This window comes from Paenibacillus sp. oral taxon 786 str. D14 (assembly GCF_000159955.1).
GTDB classification, from domain to species: Bacteria; Bacillota; Bacilli; order Paenibacillales; family Paenibacillaceae; genus Fontibacillus; species Fontibacillus phoenicis.
Genome location: NZ_GG695975.1, coordinates 1 through 20,339, shown reverse-complemented (window position 1 = coordinate 20,339; position 20,339 = coordinate 1). Strand labels below are relative to the sequence as shown.

13 protein-coding genes and 16 tRNA genes are annotated in these 20,339 nt (G+C 52.1%); 3 read left to right on the top strand and 26 right to left on the bottom strand.

Translation table 11 applies throughout. The features are described 5' to 3' along the window. Positions 1 to 166: 166 nt before the first annotated feature. The 10 genes from POTG_RS09975 to POTG_RS09930 all read right to left on the bottom strand — a co-directional run bounded on the left by POTG_RS09975 (position 167) and on the right by POTG_RS09930 (position 17,212). Positions 167 to 2,197, bottom strand: coding sequence for a glutaminase family protein (locus POTG_RS09975; protein ID WP_009224698.1), 2,031 nt, complete (start codon positions 2,195 to 2,197; stop codon positions 167 to 169). Positions 2,198 to 2,265: 68 nt separating this feature from the next. After that, positions 2,266 to 4,593, bottom strand: a complete 2,328-nt coding sequence (locus POTG_RS09970) for a hypothetical protein (protein ID WP_009224697.1) — start codon at positions 4,591 to 4,593, stop codon at positions 2,266 to 2,268. A gap of 82 nt (positions 4,594 to 4,675) precedes the next feature. Then, positions 4,676 to 7,717, bottom strand: coding sequence for an alpha-mannosidase (locus POTG_RS09965; RefSeq protein ID WP_009224696.1), 3,042 nt, complete (start codon positions 7,715 to 7,717; stop codon positions 4,676 to 4,678). Positions 7,718 to 7,741: 24 nt separating this feature from the next. Further along, complete coding sequence (locus POTG_RS09960) at positions 7,742 to 9,211, bottom strand: extracellular solute-binding protein (protein WP_009224695.1); 1,470 nt, start codon at positions 9,209 to 9,211, stop codon at positions 7,742 to 7,744. Between the two features lie 144 nt (positions 9,212 to 9,355). Beyond that, complete coding sequence (locus POTG_RS09955; protein WP_009224694.1) at positions 9,356 to 10,279, bottom strand: carbohydrate ABC transporter permease; 924 nt, start codon at positions 10,277 to 10,279, stop codon at positions 9,356 to 9,358. After that, entirely contained in the window at positions 10,257 to 11,246 is a 990-nt protein-coding gene (locus POTG_RS09950) for a carbohydrate ABC transporter permease (protein WP_009224693.1), read from the bottom strand. Before POTG_RS09950 ends, POTG_RS09955 begins: the two co-directional genes overlap by 23 nt. Before the next feature lie 192 nt (positions 11,247 to 11,438). Continuing rightward, on the bottom strand, positions 11,439 to 12,689 hold the full coding sequence (locus tag POTG_RS09945) for a GntR family transcriptional regulator (RefSeq protein WP_009224692.1): 1,251 nt from the start codon (positions 12,687 to 12,689) through the stop codon (positions 11,439 to 11,441). A gap of 535 nt (positions 12,690 to 13,224) precedes the next feature. Then, entirely contained in the window at positions 13,225 to 14,418 is a 1,194-nt protein-coding gene (locus POTG_RS09940) for a Ger(x)C family spore germination protein (RefSeq protein ID WP_009224690.1), read from the bottom strand. After that, on the bottom strand, positions 14,411 to 15,514 hold the full coding sequence (locus tag POTG_RS09935; protein WP_009224689.1) for a GerAB/ArcD/ProY family transporter: 1,104 nt from the start codon (positions 15,512 to 15,514) through the stop codon (positions 14,411 to 14,413). Before POTG_RS09935 ends, POTG_RS09940 begins: the two co-directional genes overlap by 8 nt. 24 nt (positions 15,515 to 15,538) lie before the next feature. Beyond that, positions 15,539 to 17,212, bottom strand: coding sequence for a spore germination protein (locus POTG_RS09930; RefSeq protein ID WP_036644958.1), 1,674 nt, complete (start codon positions 17,210 to 17,212; stop codon positions 15,539 to 15,541). Positions 17,213 to 17,535: 323 nt separating this feature from the next. On the opposite strand from POTG_RS09930, the gene POTG_RS25350 reads away from it, so the two are divergent. From POTG_RS25350 to POTG_RS09915, 3 genes are all read left to right on the top strand, one after another. Next, a complete protein-coding gene (locus POTG_RS25350; protein ID WP_157273393.1) occupies positions 17,536 to 17,682 on the top strand; it encodes a copper resistance protein CopC in 147 nt (48 codons plus the stop codon). A gap of 134 nt (positions 17,683 to 17,816) precedes the next feature. Further along, entirely contained in the window at positions 17,817 to 18,113 is a 297-nt protein-coding gene (locus POTG_RS09920; RefSeq protein WP_009224687.1) for a hypothetical protein, read from the top strand. 71 nt (positions 18,114 to 18,184) lie between these two features. Continuing rightward, positions 18,185 to 18,550, top strand: coding sequence for an ArsR/SmtB family transcription factor (locus tag POTG_RS09915; protein WP_009224686.1), 366 nt, complete (start codon positions 18,185 to 18,187; stop codon positions 18,548 to 18,550). A gap of 119 nt (positions 18,551 to 18,669) precedes the next feature. On the opposite strand, the gene POTG_RS09910 is transcribed toward POTG_RS09915, so the two are convergent. The 16 genes from POTG_RS09910 to POTG_RS09835 form a co-directional block, all read right to left on the bottom strand. Next, a tRNA-Leu gene (locus POTG_RS09910) sits at positions 18,670 to 18,753 on the bottom strand. Between the two features lie 23 nt (positions 18,754 to 18,776). Beyond that, positions 18,777 to 18,862: transfer RNA gene (locus POTG_RS09905), tRNA-Leu, on the bottom strand. Positions 18,863 to 18,872: 10 nt separating this feature from the next. Continuing rightward, a tRNA-Cys gene (locus POTG_RS09900) sits at positions 18,873 to 18,946 on the bottom strand. A gap of 11 nt (positions 18,947 to 18,957) precedes the next feature. Then, positions 18,958 to 19,032: transfer RNA gene (locus POTG_RS09895), tRNA-Gly, on the bottom strand. Positions 19,033 to 19,037: 5 nt separating this feature from the next. Further along, positions 19,038 to 19,109 (bottom strand) — tRNA-Gln (locus POTG_RS09890). 22 nt (positions 19,110 to 19,131) lie between these two features. After that, positions 19,132 to 19,207, bottom strand: a tRNA-His gene (locus POTG_RS09885). 31 nt (positions 19,208 to 19,238) lie between these two features. Beyond that, positions 19,239 to 19,312, bottom strand: a tRNA-Trp gene (locus POTG_RS09880). Positions 19,313 to 19,319: 7 nt separating this feature from the next. Continuing rightward, a tRNA-Tyr gene (locus POTG_RS09875) sits at positions 19,320 to 19,405 on the bottom strand. Positions 19,406 to 19,408: 3 nt separating this feature from the next. Further along, a tRNA-Thr gene (locus tag POTG_RS09870) sits at positions 19,409 to 19,484 on the bottom strand. 20 nt (positions 19,485 to 19,504) lie between these two features. Then, positions 19,505 to 19,580 (bottom strand) — tRNA-Phe (locus POTG_RS09865). Positions 19,581 to 19,596: 16 nt separating this feature from the next. Then, a tRNA-Asp gene (locus POTG_RS09860) sits at positions 19,597 to 19,673 on the bottom strand. A gap of 35 nt (positions 19,674 to 19,708) precedes the next feature. Beyond that, positions 19,709 to 19,782: transfer RNA gene (locus POTG_RS09855), tRNA-Met, on the bottom strand. 18 nt (positions 19,783 to 19,800) lie between these two features. Beyond that, positions 19,801 to 19,876, bottom strand: a tRNA-Val gene (locus POTG_RS09850). Positions 19,877 to 19,962: 86 nt separating this feature from the next. Beyond that, positions 19,963 to 20,034: transfer RNA gene (locus POTG_RS09845), tRNA-Glu, on the bottom strand. 12 nt (positions 20,035 to 20,046) lie between these two features. Beyond that, positions 20,047 to 20,138: transfer RNA gene (locus POTG_RS09840), tRNA-Ser, on the bottom strand. Positions 20,139 to 20,145: 7 nt separating this feature from the next. Continuing rightward, a tRNA-Asn gene (locus POTG_RS09835) sits at positions 20,146 to 20,221 on the bottom strand. Between the last annotated feature and the right edge of the window lie 118 nt (positions 20,222 to 20,339).

Here is a 20,339-nt window from a genome sequence, read left to right as displayed (position 1 = left end):
CAGAAATCGCCGAAAGCGGCGATTTCTGCGGAATGTATATAAAATTTCGAATAGATTTGCGTCGAAGTCGGCCCAAAACCAAGATTCTATCTGAAATATCGAATAGAATCGCTTTTTTCGGTGTGAACTGGCAAATTTTATTCGAAATATCGAATAGATTCAGATCCTACGCCCGATCCCATCCGCGATCCTTCAGCAGCTTGATGAATAAGCCGCCAACCACGGTCCGATGCTGGAAGCCGATCTGCCGTGCCGTCTTCGTGTCGTACCAATCCGTAAACGGTACGCGGTCCCGCGTCTCGTTCAGGAAAACCCAGAGCGGATCAACGATGCGCTGGAAGTCCTCGCGCGTCTCCGCGAGCGCCCCCGCCCAGACGAGCCAATCGGCCTTCGTATAGGCGGCCCGATTATCCAGCGGCGTACCATACCGTTCCTGTTTCTTCTGATACCATGCCACTTCACGGCGGATGATTTCCTGATTGAACAAGCCGGTTCCAAAGATGCCGTCCCAGACAAGGTTATATTTGAGACTCCAGGTCCCCGGCTGACCAAAGGCCAGCAGTGTATGGTTCTCGTCACTCGGATCGGCGGCGAGGATTTCCCATTGGCGAGCCATTTCCGAAGAGGCTTGACGGTAGCGCTCGGCTTGTTCCTTGTCACCCAGCATTTTGCATAGCAATCCGTAGCTGGCAACGCCCATCACGGCTTTCGCCGACAGGTTCGCGTTGCGCGCCAGATGTCCGGCGAAATCATCGGTACATAATTGATGCTCCGGATCAAGCCCATGCTTCACCAGATAGTTGGCCCATTGGGCGAGCAACTCACGATGCTCCTGAACGAAGCTTGTATTCCCGTCAGCCAGCGTAACTGCGGCCGCCATGACCAGCATATTGCCGCACTCCTCCACCGGCATTTGCCCCTCCAGCTTGTTCTCGCCGTAAACCTGACCGTTGGCTAGCGGATATTGACCCACGTCATGCGGAGCAAATTCAAACGTCCAGGCGTCGCTGGCGGCGTATTTGAAGATCGGACGCATCATGCCTCGGACCAGCTCCGGCTGGTACAGCAAGAACAGCGGAATTGAAGGGTAGCTCACGTCCACCGTGGCAATACAGCCGTTACTGAAGCATTCCTTCGACATGAACAGCACCTGTCCCTCAGGATCAAGGACCAGTTTATGCGCTGCAATCGCCTGCCGGTAGGATAAGGACAGGATATCGGCATATTTCTCCCCGCCGGCGCGGATTGCGTCCTCGCGCAGCTTGGCATCAAAGGAATCGCAGCGTGCAAGAACGTCCGGATAATCCCGAAACGCTTCGCTGAGCAGGGTCGAGAAGGTTTTCCCGTCTTTTCTCCAATACGCCTCCAAAGGCTGACCAAAATACTCAATCGCATATACGTCGTCATAGGCAAGAACGATTAAGTGCGTCTTCTCGTCCGTTCCGGTCACTTCACCGACATTCCACACCGAAGCCATAGCGAGCTCAGCCTCGCGAACGGGCTGTGGTTGGGATAGCGGAGCCGCACCTTCCTGAAGACGAACCTCACCTTCGCGAACGAATTGCTTGCGAATCTGTGCCCGATCCAGATAGGTCTCTACATCCGGCGTCTGCTTGACGGCCAGCATGAAAGTGCCCCAATCGATCCGCTGGTCATCGCCGGAGCTATGGAGCGGGTTCTGCTCGACATGTCGGACCTGCAGTACGGTGAGGTCTCCCTGCACCTCTTGTTGCCAAGTAATCGCCTGATCGGTTTCATTAACGCACCATTCCCCGGTTACGTCGACATAGACCCGCACTTGGTGGGGCTTCCCGTCGAGGGAACGCACGCGGAAAGCGACATAGGAAGCCGGCCGCGACAGCAGCTCCAGATCGTCCGGCAGCAGCGGACTTGTAAAGGTCACGTCCAGCGCAACTCCTCCCGCCTCGAACTGATAGCGGGTGGAGAGCGGCGTGACTTCAAGTCCGGTTTGGTTCATCGCCTCCGGCTCTGTATAATACCGTTCCGGGTTAGACTCGACGCGTCCGGCAAACCGCCAGGCTACGCCGTCGATATACACCAGGCCGGTGAACGCCTGCCGACGCCCGGTCCAATGGCGAGTGAAATCGTCGGTCAGACGATCAGCCATCGACCAGACGCTGAAAAAGGGATCAACGGTGACCAAAGGTACTGCCGGTGGACGCAATTTTGTGTTCATTTGTAATCTGCCTCCTATCTGGATCTCGCGATTTGTTAAATCACTTTTTATCTGTTAAACTTCGTTTCCTATTTCGTCACGGTGATGCGGGTTCCTCCATCTCCATGCTCGTAATGAAGGAGCAACGTGTGTGACTTCGCGTCCCATTCGAACTGCAGGGAGATGATTGGCGCCGAAGCAGAGCCGTCTTCCTGCTGCGGTCCCAACACTTCTGCCGTCACCGCCGTTGGTCTCGCTTCACAGCGAATCCGCGCCACGGCCTGCAGCGGTCGAGGCCCCTTGGCCGTAAACGTAATGGCGGTTTCATCCTCGCGATAATCCTCAATCCGGGAGGATGCAGCAATCACTTTGGAGCCGGGTTCGGAGTCGGTGCTGTGGCTGCCCGGCCCGGTGTATGCTAAATCATAAAGTAAGGCCTGGCGTCCGGGTTGCACCGCAACTTGCTCTTTGACCGGCAAACCGGGATCAAGCAAGTCAGCGAAAAGTCCTTCGAGCTCCAGCGGCGCATCGCTGACTGACTCGGTCATGACGGAAGCGATCACATACGGACCGCGGCGGAGATGAAAATAGTTGACTAGTTCCCAACGGAGCGCGTCTGCTGGAGCCGGCTTTCCTTCTGCGGAACCTCCCGCCCCTGTCTGCGCTGCAGATGAATCCCCCGCCGCCGCAGGTGCTTCCCCGCTACCCAGCAACTCTATCGCTTCCCGTACTGCGGCGCGATAGCGTTCCGCCGCCTCTGCACTCTCCGCGATCCGATTCGGCCGCAACGGCAAATAGCTGACTAACCCAGCGCCAACTCGGGTGATGCCTTCTGCTGCTGCCCCGGCCGCACTTGGCAAGCCGAGACATTCGAATAGATGAGCCCGAGGAGAATCGTAGCGTCGCCGTCCCTGATTCCACCATTCCCGTACCCGGTGATACGGATCGCTGTCGTCTCCAACGTAAATCAGCGCTCCGCCTTCCCGCACCCATTGGGCCAAAGCGTTATGCAAATCCGGGAATTCCGGCTTCATAAATTCATAGCTTAAAACCAGCACGCGGTAGTCATCCAAATATCCCGGGAACCGCCGAACGTTATCAAGCTGGACCGGCCGTACCGGCAGCCCATGCTTGACAAGCGGCAGCGTCAGCCCATAAAAAGGCGAGAAGTTCAGCAACTCCACCGACGAATCATCGGTCAACTCCACCTCGTTCGTCCCGTCGTATTTTTGCATAAAACCGGACGTTTGCGTCCCAATCCGTTTCCGCTGGAACATGGCTGAATCGGCCAGAAGCACGCCGGTGACGGCGGTATTGCCGTACACCTCAATCTCCTCCTGGTCCATATTCCCGAGCGTATGCATTACGTTCAGCAGCACGGTCGCGTAATCGGACGGAATCCCCTCTTTGCCGTTGCCGTCCGCGGAAGGATATTGGCCCTGAAAGATCCGCCGCGGCCAAGGGGCAACCTCATAGCGCGAAACCGCCGGATGCAGCAGCGAAGCGATCAGCGTCTTCGTGTAGTTCTCGCGGTAATCGATCCACGTCCGTGTCGGATCGTCCTCGATCGGATCGTGCAGGAACCACATGCGGCGGTGCGTCCCGCGCACCAGTTCCTGCATGATGCCATATTCCAGGAACGCCGTCTCGAATGTCCGCTCCGCACGTTTCCCTTCGTATACGTTCGCGGTGCGTGATGTCCCCGTCCAAATTTGGGCGATATAACCGTCAATCGCCGGCAAGTCGAGCAGCCGGGATTCCGGACTGACGATCCGCCATTGGGTGTAGTTAATCAAGCTGTGGGTGGGTACAAAAAAACGCAGCGGTCGATTATACCGGACCAGCGAATATTCCTTCAACGCCGAGCAGATACGGTCCAAACAACGCGTGTACAGATAAGCCTTCAGCTTGGAGGCGCGGAATTGCGCGTCCTCCGAAGTATGGGGCGGTTGCCAAGGCTCGTTATAGTAATTGCGCCATTCACGCTGGAATGCCTTAGAGTATCCGCCTTCCACCCAGAATTCCGGTTCCTCCAGGTGAATGGCCTCCACACCGGCATCCACAGCCGGCCGAATCCGCTCGATGAGAAAATTCGCATAGCTGATGGTTGGCACCATGTAGGGAATATCCACCGAGGTTCCGTGGATGATCGTCTCGCCGTCTTGATATTTCTGGGCTTCGTCCCAATGGGAGCGGCCGTCAACACGGCCGTTCAGATAGTCCTGGTAACCGCCCCAGGACACCCCGGTCATGAGATGCACATGGTAGCCCCGCTCCGCCCATTCGCGAATGCGCTGAGGCATCGACTCCCCAATGCCGTACACCATCACAAAATCCGTCTGCAGATCATAGGCCGCATGATAAGCGCCGCTTTCCTGAAATCCGGTCCGTTCTTCCGCCCGTGCTCTTCCCGTCACGCCTAAGCCCTCCCTTGTAACTTAGAGTTCGTTCACAGCCAACCTCATTCACAGCTAACTTATAACCTCTACACTCTATCCATCATTCAGCCAACTGAACGCGAATCGATTTGATCTCAAACGGTGTAAATTGCAAGCGAATCCGATCCGTATTTTCTGCTAGCAGCCCGATCGGCTCCTCCAGCAGATTCACCTCTTCAATGGTTCGGCAAGCCGGCCCAAAGCTCAGTTCTCCATCCGCCCCAGCTCCTGCCGTTTCGTACAGACGAACGATCAGATGATCGCTGTCCTCGGCTTTCTTCACCGCTTCCACCATCACGTTAGGATGCTCAATCGTAAGGAAAGCTTTCCCGTGCAAGGAACTGCTGTCAGACTTCCCGCCGCCTTGAGGCGTCACCGGGATGGCCGCTGCGGATGCAATCGGAATGTTCAGCTCATAGCCTTTGCGGTATACGCCGGCTTGGATAAAGTCGCCCGCATGCGGGTACAAAGCATAAGTGAAGCGATGCTCCGCCCGATCGGCCTGCGGATCCGGATATCCCGGGCTGCGCAGCAGGTTCAAATCCAGCACGTTGCCTTCCACGCTGTGCCCGTATTTGCTGTCGTTGAGCAGCGCCACGCCATAATCCGGCTGCGACAGATCGAGATAATGGTGAGCGCAGATTTCGTCGCGGGCAAATTCGATCGCATTATTCCGCGTCGTCGGCCGCTTTAACACCCCAAACTGAATTTCGCAGTTCACCTGATCGCTCACAACGGCCACCGGGAAAGCAACCCGGAGCATTTTACCCGTTTCTCGCCAATCAGCTTCCGTATCGAAGCGCAGCAGACCATCACCTTGCAGCAAGCGGATCGTTTGCTTTAACGTCGATTCCCCAAAGCGGTAAACCTGCTCAACAACCGCCTGCGGCCCCGAAACGTAAGCGCGCCGGCTTTCCAGCGTCATCGTTCCAGCAATCGTATCGCGATAGTCGCGCGGGAAATCCCAGGCATCGCCGTCATCATGGTAGACGGTAAATACGTTGGCCTCAGCGCCCGGCTGAATCGCTTCCCGTCCGGCGGCCTTATCGTACAGCGACACGATGCTGCCGTTCTCGGCAAACCGAACCGCAAGCCGTTCATTCTCCAACCGGAAGTCCTCGGCAATCAATGCTTGTTCCGAAGCCGATGGTTCTGCCGCAGCCTCCGTGAGCTTGTGCCAGCTCATCGCCGGCACTTGCACATACTTCCAGCTTCCGCCGATCTCTACCCATTCCTGCCGGTCCCAAGGCAAGGAATTGAACAGAACAATTTCACCGGCGGCAGCTCCGGACCGCCCAGCGATTCGTCCATAAGCTTCCGCAATCATCGTTTGGACTTCCTCCAGCAGCTGAGCGTAGCGCTCCAGCGACTCGTCGTACACCCGGGTGATCGAAGATCCTGGCAAAATATCATGGAATTGGTATAAGAGCACTTCCTTCCAGATCTTCTCCAACCGGGCGGCAGGGTACTCTGCAGGGCTTTCGCCCAGGGCAATCTGCAGCGAAGCCGCGAATTCGAGCTCACGCAGTGCTTTTTCCAGCTTGCGGTTATACCACTTGTTGCGCGCCTGCGTGGTTAATGTCCCTTGGTGCTTCTCCAGATACAACTCACCGCGGTACGTTTGGAACCGCGAAGCCTCTTGTTCCAGCCGCTTGAAGAAGGTGATCGCAGGCTCCTGAACGACCGGCGGGAGTCCCAGCAGGTTCACCTCCCGCTCAAGCCGCTCCAGGTGCTCTTCTCCTGGTCCACCGCCGCCGTCGCCAATCCCAAACAGCATCAGCGCATGCTCCGAGACGTTCCGATCGAGATAGTCCCGCTCGATCTTGGTCAGCGACCGCGGGGCCGCTGGGCTGTTATAGGTATCCTCCGGCGGCAGGTGCGTCAGCACCTTCGTCCCGTCAATGCCTTCCCACAGGAAGCTGTGGTGCGGATGCGTATTGTAGGTGCTCCAGGAGAGTTTCTGCGTCATCATATAGTCGACACCGGACTTCTTCAGCAGCTGCGGCAGACTGCCCGTATACCCAAAGACGTCAGGCAGCCACAGCACCTTCATGTCCTTGCCGAACTCCTCACGGAAGAATCGCTTGCCATACAGGATTTGCCGCACTAATGCTTCGCCGCCGGAGATGTTCGTATCCGGTTCGACCCACATCGCGCCTTGCGCTTCCCAGCGTCCTTCGCGGACCCGCTCCTTCACTTCGGTGTACAGCTGCGGATAGTGCTCCTTCATCCACTGGTACAGCTGCGGCTGGCTTGCGCCAAAGACGTAACTCGGATACTTCTCCATGTTCCGCAGCGCCGTAGAGAAAGTCCGGGCTCCTTTGCGGATCGTTTCGCGGATCGGCCACAGCCAGGCTAGGTCGATATGCGCATGGCCGATGGCGCTGATCGTCAGGACGGAATCCCCGCCTTTCTTCGCCAATTCGCGGGCCACATGCGCTTTCGCCAAGCGTACCGATTCCTCATTGATCTCCGACAGCTGAAGAGCTGCCTCGTAGACGGATTGCAGGACCTGGTCTTTTCTGGCGCTGGAATCCGGCAGCTGCTCAACCAGCTCGATTAACACTTCCAGATCGTAGGCCAGTTGCCGGGCTTCCTCATGGCAAATGGCGATGTCCGCTTCCTTCAGCGTTCCGCTGCGATAATGTCCAAATAGGTCATTGCAGCCGCCGTCTCCCCACAGATTGATCGTTTCCCCGCCTCGGGCGGCAGCGCTGACGTCCACCACCCGCTTACCAGGCCGACCTAGGCTGTAGTCGAATTCGGAGCTAACGTTCGTTAAGCCTTGTCGCGGGGTTCCCGCTTCATCCACGAGACATAATTCTCCATTAATATCGATCAACAGAACGACTTTTTGGCCAGCGGCCGTTTCCGGTACGGTCCCTTGAAAATGAAACCAGGCGCAATCCCACAGCTCTCCCCATTTATCCCCGGGCTGAAGCCGTATGTGCCGGCCGCTCATTCGCTCGGCGTAAGGGACCGGCTCTTTCGTTACCCAAGCTTCAACCTCAAGCCCGGCAATCGGGCGGTAAATGTAATCCTGCAGTTTGGCAAGCCTTTGCTTTGCCTTTTGGATCATAATGTGGTTCGTTTCATACGGCATGCTGCATCACTCTTTCAATATAATTTACTTGGTATAGGCCTCCGCTTTCTTCTGAGCGTCATCCAGAATAGACTTGATATCCTCCTTGGTCATTAACGCTTTCGTCACGGCTTCACCAAAGATTTGCCATACCTTGGAGTCTGAATTCTTAAACGTTGGCAACCCTTGCACATTGCCGGTCATCGCCAGATAGTGCTGATACATTTCCGGATGCGCCTCTTTATATGCATCGGTCTCAGCCACCGATTTCAGTACAGGAGACCGGACGCCTGTATCGGCGATCAGTTGTTGGATCTCCTCGCTGTACATCGCGCGGATATACTCAAATGCAGCTTCCTTGTTCTTTGCATCCTTCGGTACGGCATGGAACGCGGCGCCGATGGTGATATTGCCGGCTTTGCCATTCGGGGACAGCGGAATTTGCGACATTCCGTAATCGATTCCGATTTGCGAGCTCTCGATCGCACGCCACGGTCCATCGATCAGATATGCGATTTGTCCTTTTTTAAACGCGTCAAAATACGTTCCTTCAGTAGTGTTCACCATCAATCCAGCCGGATGGTTGGCGTTAAGCTCTTTCAAGAACTGTACCGTTTCTACGTTGGCATCGGAGTTAAAGACAGGTTGGCCTTGATCATCCGCAAATCCTCCGCCATTGATAACAAGCAAGGTACCATACCGCAAATACCCGCCGGCATTCGGCCCGGCATAGACCCCGCCGCCGTAGAACTTCCCTTTGCCTGCTTCCGTTACCTTCTTCACGTTAGCCAACAGCTCATCCCAGGTTGCTGGCGCTTTGTCCGGATCCAGGCCTGCCTCCTGCACCAGCTTCTTGTTCCAGAACAAGCTGCTAACGCCAGGTTGCGAGGCAAAACCGTAAATTTTGCCGTCATACTCCATCGGCTTCCAGGCTGCCGGGGCTACTTTTTCGCGAATTTCTTGGGCCATGTCGTCCGGGAACGGCTCAAGCAATCCCTGTTGGGCAAACCCAGGCATTTGTGTTTCCCCAACGATGATGTCGGGCATGTTTTTCGCCAGGAATCCCGCTGTTTGCTTCTGGATCAGCGGTTCGCCCCAACCCCAGTCCTCGGTTTTGACCGTAATGTTTTTGCTTTTCATTTTCTCGTTGATAATCGATTGATAATAGTACGGGAAGACGCCGGCTTTTTTCAGCGGCTGACCAGGCGTATAGTTGTAATCCTCCTCTGTAATCCGGGGATTCAGCGTCTCGTCGGCGATCGTTTTTTCCTTGCTTTTCTCCAGCAGCTCGCTCAGCACCCCGACGCCAATCGCTACGGCTCCTTCATTTAATACGGTAATGGTAGCGCCTTCAGTTGACGACGAACCTTCATTTCCCGAAGCCCCATTCTGGCTGGTTCCCGGGGTGTTCGCGGCTTGATTGCCACCTGTGTTGCCGCCCCCAGATCCGCAACCTGCTAACAAGGCGATGAGCAACAGCGATAGAAACATGACATGCATCTTTTTCAACAACATGCTTGAACCCCTCCAAAATTCATTTTATTCAACGTGAGTGTCCATTAAGTCAAGTTTTCAACACTGGTGTTTGATCTGTTTCATCGGTTCGATCCATAACGGACCGCAGTGCACCTTCTACATTGAAATGAGTTCCCGGCCTTCCTAACCTTTGATACCTGTGTTCGCCAGGCCCTGCACAATATACTTCTGGAAGAAGGCAAAGATCAGCAGCGCAGGAATCGTGATGCCAAGGCTCAGGGTAATAATCATCGGATAGTTGATCACGGCACCCGGGCTTGCTCCAACGGAGGAAATTCGCGTGATCGCCGCAGGAAGCGTTTGCAAACTGTCGTCTGTTGTATAGAAGAACGGGGTAATAAAATCGTTCCACGTTCCGAGCGCTGTCGTAATCGCGATAAACGCCATAATCGGCAACTGCAGCGGGAAGAGGATCTGGAAGATCAGTCGCAACGTCCCGGCCCCATCCACAATTGCAGCTTCGTCGATTTCCAGCGGTACTTTTTCCAGCGACTGCTTCACCAGAAACGTCCCCATAATATTGATGCTAGGCCCACCGATCAAGTAAACCCACCAGGAGTTCAGAATACCGGTTCCGCCGGTAAAGATATCGTTTCCCCCGGCAAACGGGAAGCGGGCAAATTCAAGGTAAGTCGGAATGATCGCGAGCGTCCCGGGAATCATCTGCGTAGCAAGCATGATCAAGAAGATCGTATCCCGTCCTTTAAACCGCAACCGTGCGAACACGTATCCCGCCAAAAATGAAGTCAAAATCGCCCAAAACGTGTTGTAAGCGGTACGAATCAGCGAGTTCTTCATATAAGTGGCTACGGCGGCATCCGTGGACCCGACGATCAGCGCCTTGAAGTTCTCCAGTGTGGGCGCTTTCGGAATGGGGAAGATGCCTAACACCGTTGAGGAGAATTCCGTCTTGTTGAAAAAACCAGCAAGCACCATGAAGATCAACGGGTAAAGCAAAATGAGCCCAACGCCAAGCAGGATAAGATGTCCCAGTAAATGAACGGGCTTAAACTGTTTGCTAACTTTAGCGTTCAAAGGACTGGGCATGCGGGAGCGCCTCCTTTTTCGCAGATTTGACGGGCTTGATCGGAATGGTTGTCCGACGATCGGATTTCGTTGACCAGTTGTAATACAGCACCGTCACGACGATCACGATCATGGCCATGATGAGCGAGGAGGCGCCAGCCATCCCCAAATTAAAGTCCCAGAAGCCGTCCCGGTAGATCCGGAACACCAGCACTTCGGTTTGCCCGTAAGGCCCGCCGTTCGTAATGAATAAGACCTGCTCGTAAATCTGGATCGCTGCGATCAAGTTCGTAATCACGATATACGTCGCGATAGGTTTTAACCCTGGCAACGTAACATACCGCAGCTTATGCCACCGTCCTGCACCATCCATTTCCGCCGCCTCGTACAAGGACAAATCTACGGATTGCAGACCGGCCAACCAGATTAAAGCGGCACCGCCAACCCCTTTCCAGACCGAATAGACCACAATCCAGAAGATGCCCCATCCGACAGAGTACTGCCATACGATAGGTTCCTTCCCCATCGCTTTCAGCAGGTTGTTGATGACCCCATTGTTTGAATCGAGAAAAATGTTGAATACTTGCGTGGTCGCTACCGTTGCCGTGATGGCGGGGATGTACCAAATGGAACGATAAAATCCTTTGCCGAACAGCGGCAGGTTCATCAGCAGTGCAGCAAAAAAGCCTGCTCCCAGCGTAATGACCGTGACCAGTCCACCCAGCCAGATCGACCTCCACAATGCATCCGTGTATACCGGGTTGTTAAAGAAGCTAACGAAGTTATCAAACCAGATGAAATTAGGTGTATCTGCCAATCCCACCCATTCGAAGAACCCTAGCACGAACCCGAACAAAGTGGGGAAACCCGAAACCACCAACCATGCCAAAAACATCGGCACGAGGATAACGGCGGCGATCAAAGCATCTTTACGCTTCCCTAACCTGCGCTGCATTGCCTTTCGCTTCTGTAATCCCGCGGTTTCCATCGTCCAAGCAACCCTCCTTACTGTGAAGTGCACTGTTAAAGCTTTTTTGTTCTAAGTTGTATTATCTATTTGCAATATTAAATATATTTCACTATATCATTTATGTCAAGTATTAGATATATCATTTAATGCTAATTTGCTATAAAAAAGACACCTAGCTTGCAAGGGCAAGCAGGTGCCCTGTCAATCTATTTACTTTACTCGTTTCGCAAGTGGGCCCGTAGATTGACTTTCAATTAATTTTGGCTCGAGGATCACTTTCGTGTACCCCGCATCTTTCTGCTCAGGCTTCTCGAGAATGTCCCGCAATATCCGAGCTGCGGCTTCTCCCATCTCAATTTCCGATTGCGAAATATGCGAGAAGAATCCCCATTCATGCAGCCCCGGCGAAGGATCGTCAAACGTCAAGATCGAGATGTCCTCCGGTACCCGAAGCCCTAGTTCTTTACAAATTGAATAGATGTGCAGGCCAAGCCGTCCGTTCAGTGTGATATAAGCGGTAGCGATCTGGTTCTTGATAAACCGGTACAAAGGGTGCTTCTTGTCAATCTCGCTGTAATCCACATTGAAATCCGTGAGGATCAGTGCCGGATTAATCATCGCGCCCTTCTGTTTGAGCGCCTCCATATATCCGTTAATCCGTTCCTCTACCGTAATGGTGGGCAACGGGGAATCGGAGCAGATGGCGATATCGCGATGCCCCAGACCCCACAGATAATCAACAGCAAGCTGTCCGCCGATTAATCCGTCGCTGCGCGACAAGTTCGTCGCCACTCCCGGCAAATACCGATCGAGCAGCACAAACGGGTAACCCCGCATCTTCAGGGCTAAAATTTCCTCGTTGTACGTTTCCGCATCACTTGGGAAAATAATCAGACCAGCGGCTCCTTTGCGAATCAGATCGTTGATCGCTTCCTTCTCTCTTTCAATGGAATTGTACGTCAAGACGATTTGCAGGCTGTAAGGACTGTCTTCAAGAATGTTCGTAATTCCTTGAAGCAGGCGGATGGCAAAATAGTCTACCATCATTGGCATAATGAGCCCGATCGTGGTGCGCCCCGGAATATGGGATGCTGCTTCAATCGCTCCCAGCGAAGGATCCGTTCCCCCTCCGTTTAACGCTCCGGGGTGGACTTGTGCCCCCGAATTTCCGTCCAGCACAGGCCATAATCCGCCCCCCTCTGCCAGAGAGCCTTGATGGCGTTGCAGCAGCTCACCGATGCCTTCGCTGACGAAGCTTCCCCGCCCGGGGATCCGGTAGATCCACCCGTCCTTCGCCAGCTGCATCAAGGCATTGGCTACCGTTATTCGGCTGACGTCGAACTGTTCCATTAACTCTTTTTCCGAGGGGATCTTATCGTTCTCCCGCAGTTTGCCCTGCAGGATCATTTCTTTGAAGTGCTGTTGAATCTGCATATATAACGGTTTACGTTCGTTTTGCATAAGGCTTCTCCTATCTTATTTCTCCCCATATATTCACATTATATCATTTATAGCATTTCGTCAATCTATTTCAAATCATTAACTCGCTTGACATTGACTATTGGATATATTAAACATATTATACACGTTCTATCGTTTTCTTTACACTTTCGTAAAAAAAGGAGGGGATTTGTGATTCAGCGCTTCAAGGAACCTGTCTACGAGCGATAACCCTAATATGAGGACACCTCTGCATCGGCACAATCCTCAGTGGAAACCGCGTCCAAGAATACGATCAGCTGGCCTGAATCGCAAGCGCTCCCAAGCTTCGGGAAAGTAAAACGGCTGGATGTGGCCGACGTTACAAAGTCTCCGCCGGGAACGCTTATCTCAGATGGTTCAGCAGCGACGTTGCGGGTGAATTCAGCTCCGTAGAAGTGACCTACACCTTCAGCGAAGGCGACAATTTCCGATACAATCAACATCGCAGGGCCAAAGAATCGGTTGGGGATTCAATCGATCCTTTGGCCCTGCTTTGGGCTGTTGAGGATGCCGTTCATTTCTTGGATGCACCGTAATCCGTAATCGTAAAGTCGATGTCAAAGGTCACCGGCGTACGGCTAAAAACGTCGTCCCAATGGCTTTCGACTTCCTTCCAGTATTTAGGGTGCGTGATCCTCAACCGGTTGCCGAACCCAGCCACATCGGTTTTATATTCTGACTGCATTTTATGCATCGTCGTCTCGAGCATTTGGTTTAGCCTTTTTTCGAAGATCTTCTTTGCTTTCTCCAAAAATTCGGTTTTGGAGGGGTCTTCCTCAAGATCCCAGTTTTCGATTAACCGCCCTTCCGATTCAATCTTGACATGAAACGAAAGCCGCCCTTCCTCGATCCGGGGGGTGATTTGCGTCTTCTCGTCTTCAACCTCGTAAGTGATCGTTTCATTTCGCCAATCATAGCTTTTGATCACCCCACCTTCAACATCGCCTTGAATCCAAGCAATGCTCTCCACGTCCGTTTGATCCAATGTGCCGATCCATTTGCCGGTCGACCCTTTGATTATCCCCGCTCCCGTAAATTTCGTTTCCCCACCGTACTTAGACACCTCCTGCAGGAGAAAGCTCTGCTTGGTGCCCAACCTCTCATTCAACTCGGTCAGATTCACCTCATTCATAATTTTGCCGGTCCTAAAACGTTCTTGCAGCATGTCCCTCAGCTTGAAAGCGGGGGGATCTCCGGAATACGCCATTTCCAGCGTTTTTCTCGCCTTCCCTTTGCTCAATAATACGATGCAGCTAGGGCGTGTATCGTTATCGCGAAGCACGAAATCCATCAGTTTGTCGATGCTCTGCTGACGAACCAGCTCAGTAGATACGACGATCACCTTCAAATGCTGGCCGATGACCGCCCGCTTCAGGCGAAGCGAATACTGCCGCATGATTTCAAACAGAGAATCCCCGGTTTCCGACATATTCAGAAATTCGCTTTTCCTCCCTTGACCCCCTGATTGTTTGTCGCTGCTGAAGTTTCCCATCGGAACGATCTGGATCGTAGCCGTAATCAGATTTCGCTTAGGATAATTTCCTCCTTGTTTCTCCAGCTCCCGTTCAACGGTCGTCGGTTCTCCCGCATCCAAGGCCAATCCGATATACAAGCTTAAATCTTCAATTTCTTTACTGCTCCAACAACCTGTTTGCAACGCAAGCAGGCCAGCGGCAAGAAACAGCGACAAAATACGGCGCTTACGCATTCGGTTTGAGTCCCTTCTTCCGAATTAGGTATATGGTGGATAACGGAACCGTAACTAAAGCGAAAATTATCATGCCGGTGTTTCCGACGGCGCTGCCAAGCGTAAATAAGTCGTTCATGTTTTTGGGGACAAGAGCGACGATAAAAACCACCGGCATCAGTGTAAAGAGCGCGGTTGGGAATTTTATGCGCATTATTTTCGATACGCCCAAGACCGTCGTAAAGAAAAAGATAGTGAAATTGCAAAACATCTGCATTAACCAGATGACCAAAAACGGAAATTCAAGTCGTTCAAAAAACAAACCGGTGACTTCAAAGCTTCGCAAAAGATCAAGCGTCGGCCAGGTGCTTCTTAGAACGGCGTCAACCGACATGCTTCCCACGACGATCACGGTGGCGCAAAAATAAAGAACGAACGGAATACTCAAGCCAGCCAATATCGCCTTAACCGCTTTCTCGGGGTGCTCCATATGGCCAACTAAATACAAAACGACTTCACCGCCCGCAAAAATAAGCATTGTCGATTTCAAGCCATTGAACACCGGAGGCAATCCTTCACCGAGAAAAGGCCGCAAGTGATTGATATCAAACATCCTCATGCTGAAAAATAAGCTAAGCAGCAAAATCAGGATACTCACAGGAAAAATAATTTGACACAAGCGGGCAATGCTGTTGATTCCTCCAGAAATCAAATAGGCCGCCGTCCAGATGAACGGAATAATGACAGCCCATATGGGGGTACCTTCCAGCAATAAAAAGATATCCACCTCTGCCAGAGCGCGAATCTCAAATCCGGCCAACACCAGAAAATAAACGGTGATCAGGAGGGACATTATACTGCCCATCACTTTCCCGACAATTTTTTGAGAAAACTCGAAAATCGTGCTTCCCGGAAACTGCTGGCTTAATTTGACCATGAGCAGCACCGCGAGCATCACAACGACGCCTCCCAGCAATACAGACAGCCAGGAATCCGGGGTACGCATTTTTTCGGTCACATCCCGGGGCAACGTTAGAATGCCAGCTCCCAGAACACTGTTGGTCATAAAGATGACCGCTTGCGATGAGGTGATTTTGTCGTTGGTGCGAATAAACAAGTGATCCCCTCCTGGCTTTTCGGTTTAAGATCTGCGTTGTTTGCGGACCGTCTTCAACAATTCGGGTCTGCGTTTCATTAATGTCAAGGGCGCACGGACGAACAAGTCCTTCCAGTCGCCGATACGGATCGGCGAAAAGGGCGTGACATATGGCACACCGAAGCTTTCCAGCTTGGTCAGATGGCTGCAAATCAGCAAAAAAAACAATATCGTACCGAATATCCCCAGTACTGCTGCAAAAAACATGCCTACGAATCGCAACATACGCAATGTGATTCCTGCACTGTACATCGGAATCGAAAAGGAAGCGATGGCGGTTACCGAAACGACGATGACCAGAAACGGACTAACGATCCCCGCCTGAACGGCGGCCTCTCCGATAATCAGACCGCCGACGATGCCCATCGCGGAGCCGATGGGCCTGGGCAGCCGAACCCCCGCTTCCCGCAAAATTTCGATCGAAACTTCCATGATTAATACTTCGATCAACGACGGAAATGGAACCCGTTGGCGTGCCTCGATAATCGTAATGGCTAATTCCGTCGGAATCAGTCCGGGATGAAAAGAAATAAATGAAATATACATCGCTGGAATTATGAGAGACATAAATGCCGCAACAAAACGCAGCATCCGTAAAAGTGACCCTGCCATCCATCGTTCGTAATAATCTTCCGGGGACTGCAGCAGCATGCTGAAGGTCACCGGAACAATGAGCGCAAAGGGGGTTCCATCCAGGAGTAAGGCGATTCTCCCCTCCACCAAGGCGCTCATGACCCGGTCCGGACGTTCCGTATTTTGCGCCTGTTGAAAAGGACTTAGGATGTCGTCTTCGATCAGTTGCTCGACATAGCCGGATTCGGCAATGTAATCCAGATCGATCTTGGCGATGCGTTGCTCCACTTCCTGCAGCAACTCCGGATTCACAATGTTTTTCATGTAGACGATCGCAAGATCTCGCTTGATTACGTTGCCGACAACGTATTTCTTGATTTCCATTTGTTCCGTCCGTCCTTGGAGCCGGAGCATCGCTGTATTATCGCTCAGGATTTCGGTAAAGCCCAATCTTGGCCCCCGCAGCAGCGCTTCCGAAGTTGGCTCCGTTATCGCCCTGGATTTCCCGCGGGGGGTGCCCACAAGCAGCGCGCACGCCATTCCTTCAACCATCAAAGCCGTATACCCTGCGAGAATCGACTCTCTGAGTTCCCGTTTGCCAACGACTTCCGTTAGTTCGGTAACCGGCAGTAGGTTTTGTTTGAAGTAGGAAACTAACCCCTCCGCCGGGGGAAACTTCATCCCTTGCTGCGCACTGTTATCCGACTTCAGCATAAGCACTTGCATAATGTGGCTATTAATCAACTGTTCATCTTGCATACCGTTAACAAAGATCAGTACCGCTCGCGCACCAAACCCGGCGAGTTCGTATTCTCGAAAATGAACGTCGTCATTTTGGCCGATCGTCTCTTTAAGATGCATAAGATCGGTTTCATATTCGCCGGACAGCTGCGAATCCGTACTATTATGAGTTTCCAGAAAAACACGGTCTGTCGTTAATCCTTCCCTTGAGCGCCCGTGCTTATCCGTGACAATCGAGCGAAACCAGCGATGCAACGCAAAAATGAGGAGAGGAATGAGCAGAGTAACCCCGGCCAGCATGAAAGTCGGCCAGTCGGGGATATATTCTGTGATTGTCGACCACACGATAGATCACCTTAATCATTTATTTGGATTAATTTCCCCAAAAACGGTTTATATATTCATTTCCTTTCCACGCTGTGCAACGTGAATCTGGTTTGCCGGGGAGCCTTACATCAACTATTCCTTCCCTAAGCTTTCCTCGGCTCCAAAGGATAATTTACACACGAACGCTTATTCATATATGATCATATGGGGATATATAGATCACGCCCTATGGTGTATGTCAATGATATTTAATTCGCATCTTCATTATTCGCGAAAGAATCTGAACTTATCACACATGATCGGAGCGATATTTTTATGAGAAAAGTATTTTCTTTATTACGATGTTTACCTTTGTCTCTCCAACGATTACCTCGGCGCATACCAAGCTGACCTCTTCTTCCCCAATGCAGGATGAAGTGGTAAACACTGCAATCGGCCAAATTCGGCTGGAATTCAACACCACCTTGTCGCCTGGTACGGCAATATAGGGCTCATTACGTACACGCTTCATTTTCTTGCGGTTGCAATCTGGTCCGGCACATTGCTGGTGGCAGGTTAGTTTAAACCTGTACACTCCTGGCGCCGCTTCCTGTCATGGTTCCACCCCGTAGCAACGCTCGCGATGCTGGTCATTGTACTGTCCGGACTTTACTTGACAAATGCGGTTGCGCCCGAATACCTAAATGCTTTGGCCCTTCCTTATGGACAAGCAATCCCTATGATTCATCAGGGTTATGAAAATGCGGAGCTTCAGCTCCGCCTAAATACGATGATCTTTATTTATATTGTTATTGCATTGGGATATATCGCCGCCATATTTTACTTGTTCCAAAAAAACAAAAATGCGTATCTCGCCGTTTCGCTCAGCGTTTTGCTCGTTATAGCCTTATATGTTATTGTGATGACAACAGTCGCTTAATTGTAATAATTTCGTTTAACCAATCTTTTTTTGATAAAATGATGCAAACGCCTTACAGAAGGGGATAGTCCATGACACAGTCCATAAATACAGCGAAAGAATGTGATACGAACTGCTCGGGCACACTCGTTGATTTAAAAGCTATCAAGGCGGAGCTTATCGATAACCAGGCAGCGGTTCAATTTGCCGACTGGTTTAAGGCTTTCAGCGATCCGACGCGCGTCAAAATCATCAGCGCCTTGCTAAAAAGGGAGCTTTGCGTGCACGACCTGACAGTGCTCCTCGAAATGGGTCAATCGGCCGTTTCTCATCAACTGCGATATTTGCGCAACCTCAGAATTGTTAAGCGGCGCAAGGTTGGAAAAACGGTCTATTATTCACTTGACGACACGCATATCGAGCAAAGTCGCCTCTTCATAAAGTACAACCATGGCTAAAAAACGCTACTTTCTGCTGCTAGACTGAATAGTAGACACAGATTACACCACCGAGCATAATTTCCTAAACAATAAAAAAGCCCTTAGGATTCCTGATCCCAAGAGCTTAATTTCACAGTTGGTACCGGTGAGAGGACTCGAACCTCCACGGGTCTCCCCACTCGATTTTGAGTCGAGCGCGTCTGCCATTCCGCCACACCGGCACATATAAAGTTTTAATCAAAAGTGCGGAAGACCAGACTTGAACTGGTACGGTAGTCACCTACCGCAGGATTTTAAGTCCTGTGCGTCTGCCGATTCCGCCACTCCCGCGAAGTATCAATGGAGGCGCCACCCAGATTCGAACTGGGGATAAAGCTTTTGCAGAGCTGTGCCTTACCACTTGGCTATGGCGCCATAATATAGAATGGAGCGGACGACGGGAATCGAACCCGCGACCCTCGCCTTGGCAAGGCGATGCTCTACCGCTGAGCCACGTCCGCTTAAACTGGGGATATAGGATTCGAACCTATGCATGACGGAGTCAAAGTCCGTTGCCTTACCGCTTGGCTAATCCCCACTATATTTGATTGAGAAAGAAATGGGGCGATCGATGGGACTTGAACCCACGAATGCCGGAGCCACAATCCGGTGCGTTAACCCCTTCGCCACGACCGCCATAATATAAAGTTTATCAAGAGAGAAAAAGTGGCAGGGGCAGCAGGAATTGAACCCACACCAAAGGTTTTGGAGACCTTTGTTCTACCTTTAAACTATGCCCCTAGAAAACTGGTGGAGGCTGATGGATTCGAACCACCGAACTCGTAAGAGAACAGATTTACAGTCTGCTGCGTTTGGCCACTTCGCTAAGCCTCCACGTGGTGCCGGCGAGAGGACTTGAACCCCCAACCTACTGATTACAAGTCAGTTGCTCTACCAATTGAGCTACACCGGCTCTTCAACATAATTGTTGAATGGTGGCTCGGGACGGAATCGAACCGCCGACACGAGGATTTTCAGTCCTCTGCTCTACCAACTGAGCTACCGAGCCTTAATATGAAGTTAAATGGCGGAGCCGACGGGATTCGAACCCGCGGTCTCCTGCGTGACAGGCAGGCATGTTAGGCCTCTACACCACGGCTCCACACGAGAATAATGCCATCCTCTTCAAGAGGATAATTGCGGGGGCAGGATTTGAACCTGCGGCCTTCGGGTTATGAGCCCGACGAGCTACCGGGCTGCTCCACCCCGCGTCAGTATTAAAGATGTTATGGTGGAGGCTGAGGGGATCGAACCCCCGACCCTCTGCTTGTAAGGCAGATGCTCTCCCAGCTGAGCTAAGCCTCCATGGGAAAAGACAAGTTATATTGTACCAGACATCCCATTCATAAATCAAGTCAGTCAGCAAAAGAACTTGAAATGAAGGGAAGAAATGACCCGTAGGGGATTCGAACCCCTGTTACCTCCGTGAAAGGGAGGTGTCTTAACCCCTTGACCAACGGGCCATGTAATAATAATGGCGGAGAGAGAGGGATTCGAACCCTCGAGACGCTTGTGACGCCTACACGATTTCCAATCGTGCTCCTTCGGCCAACTCGGACACCTCTCCAGAAAAATGGCTCCCCGAACAGGACTCGAACCTGTGACAACTCGATTAACAGTCGAGTGCTCTACCGACTGAGCTATCAGGGAACATTATAAAGTTATCAAGGTTTAATCCTTGAAAACTGGATACGAAACTCATCTGCATTTTAGTGTGTTTTTGGATAAGCCCTCGACCGATTAGTACCTGTCAGCTCCATGCATTGCT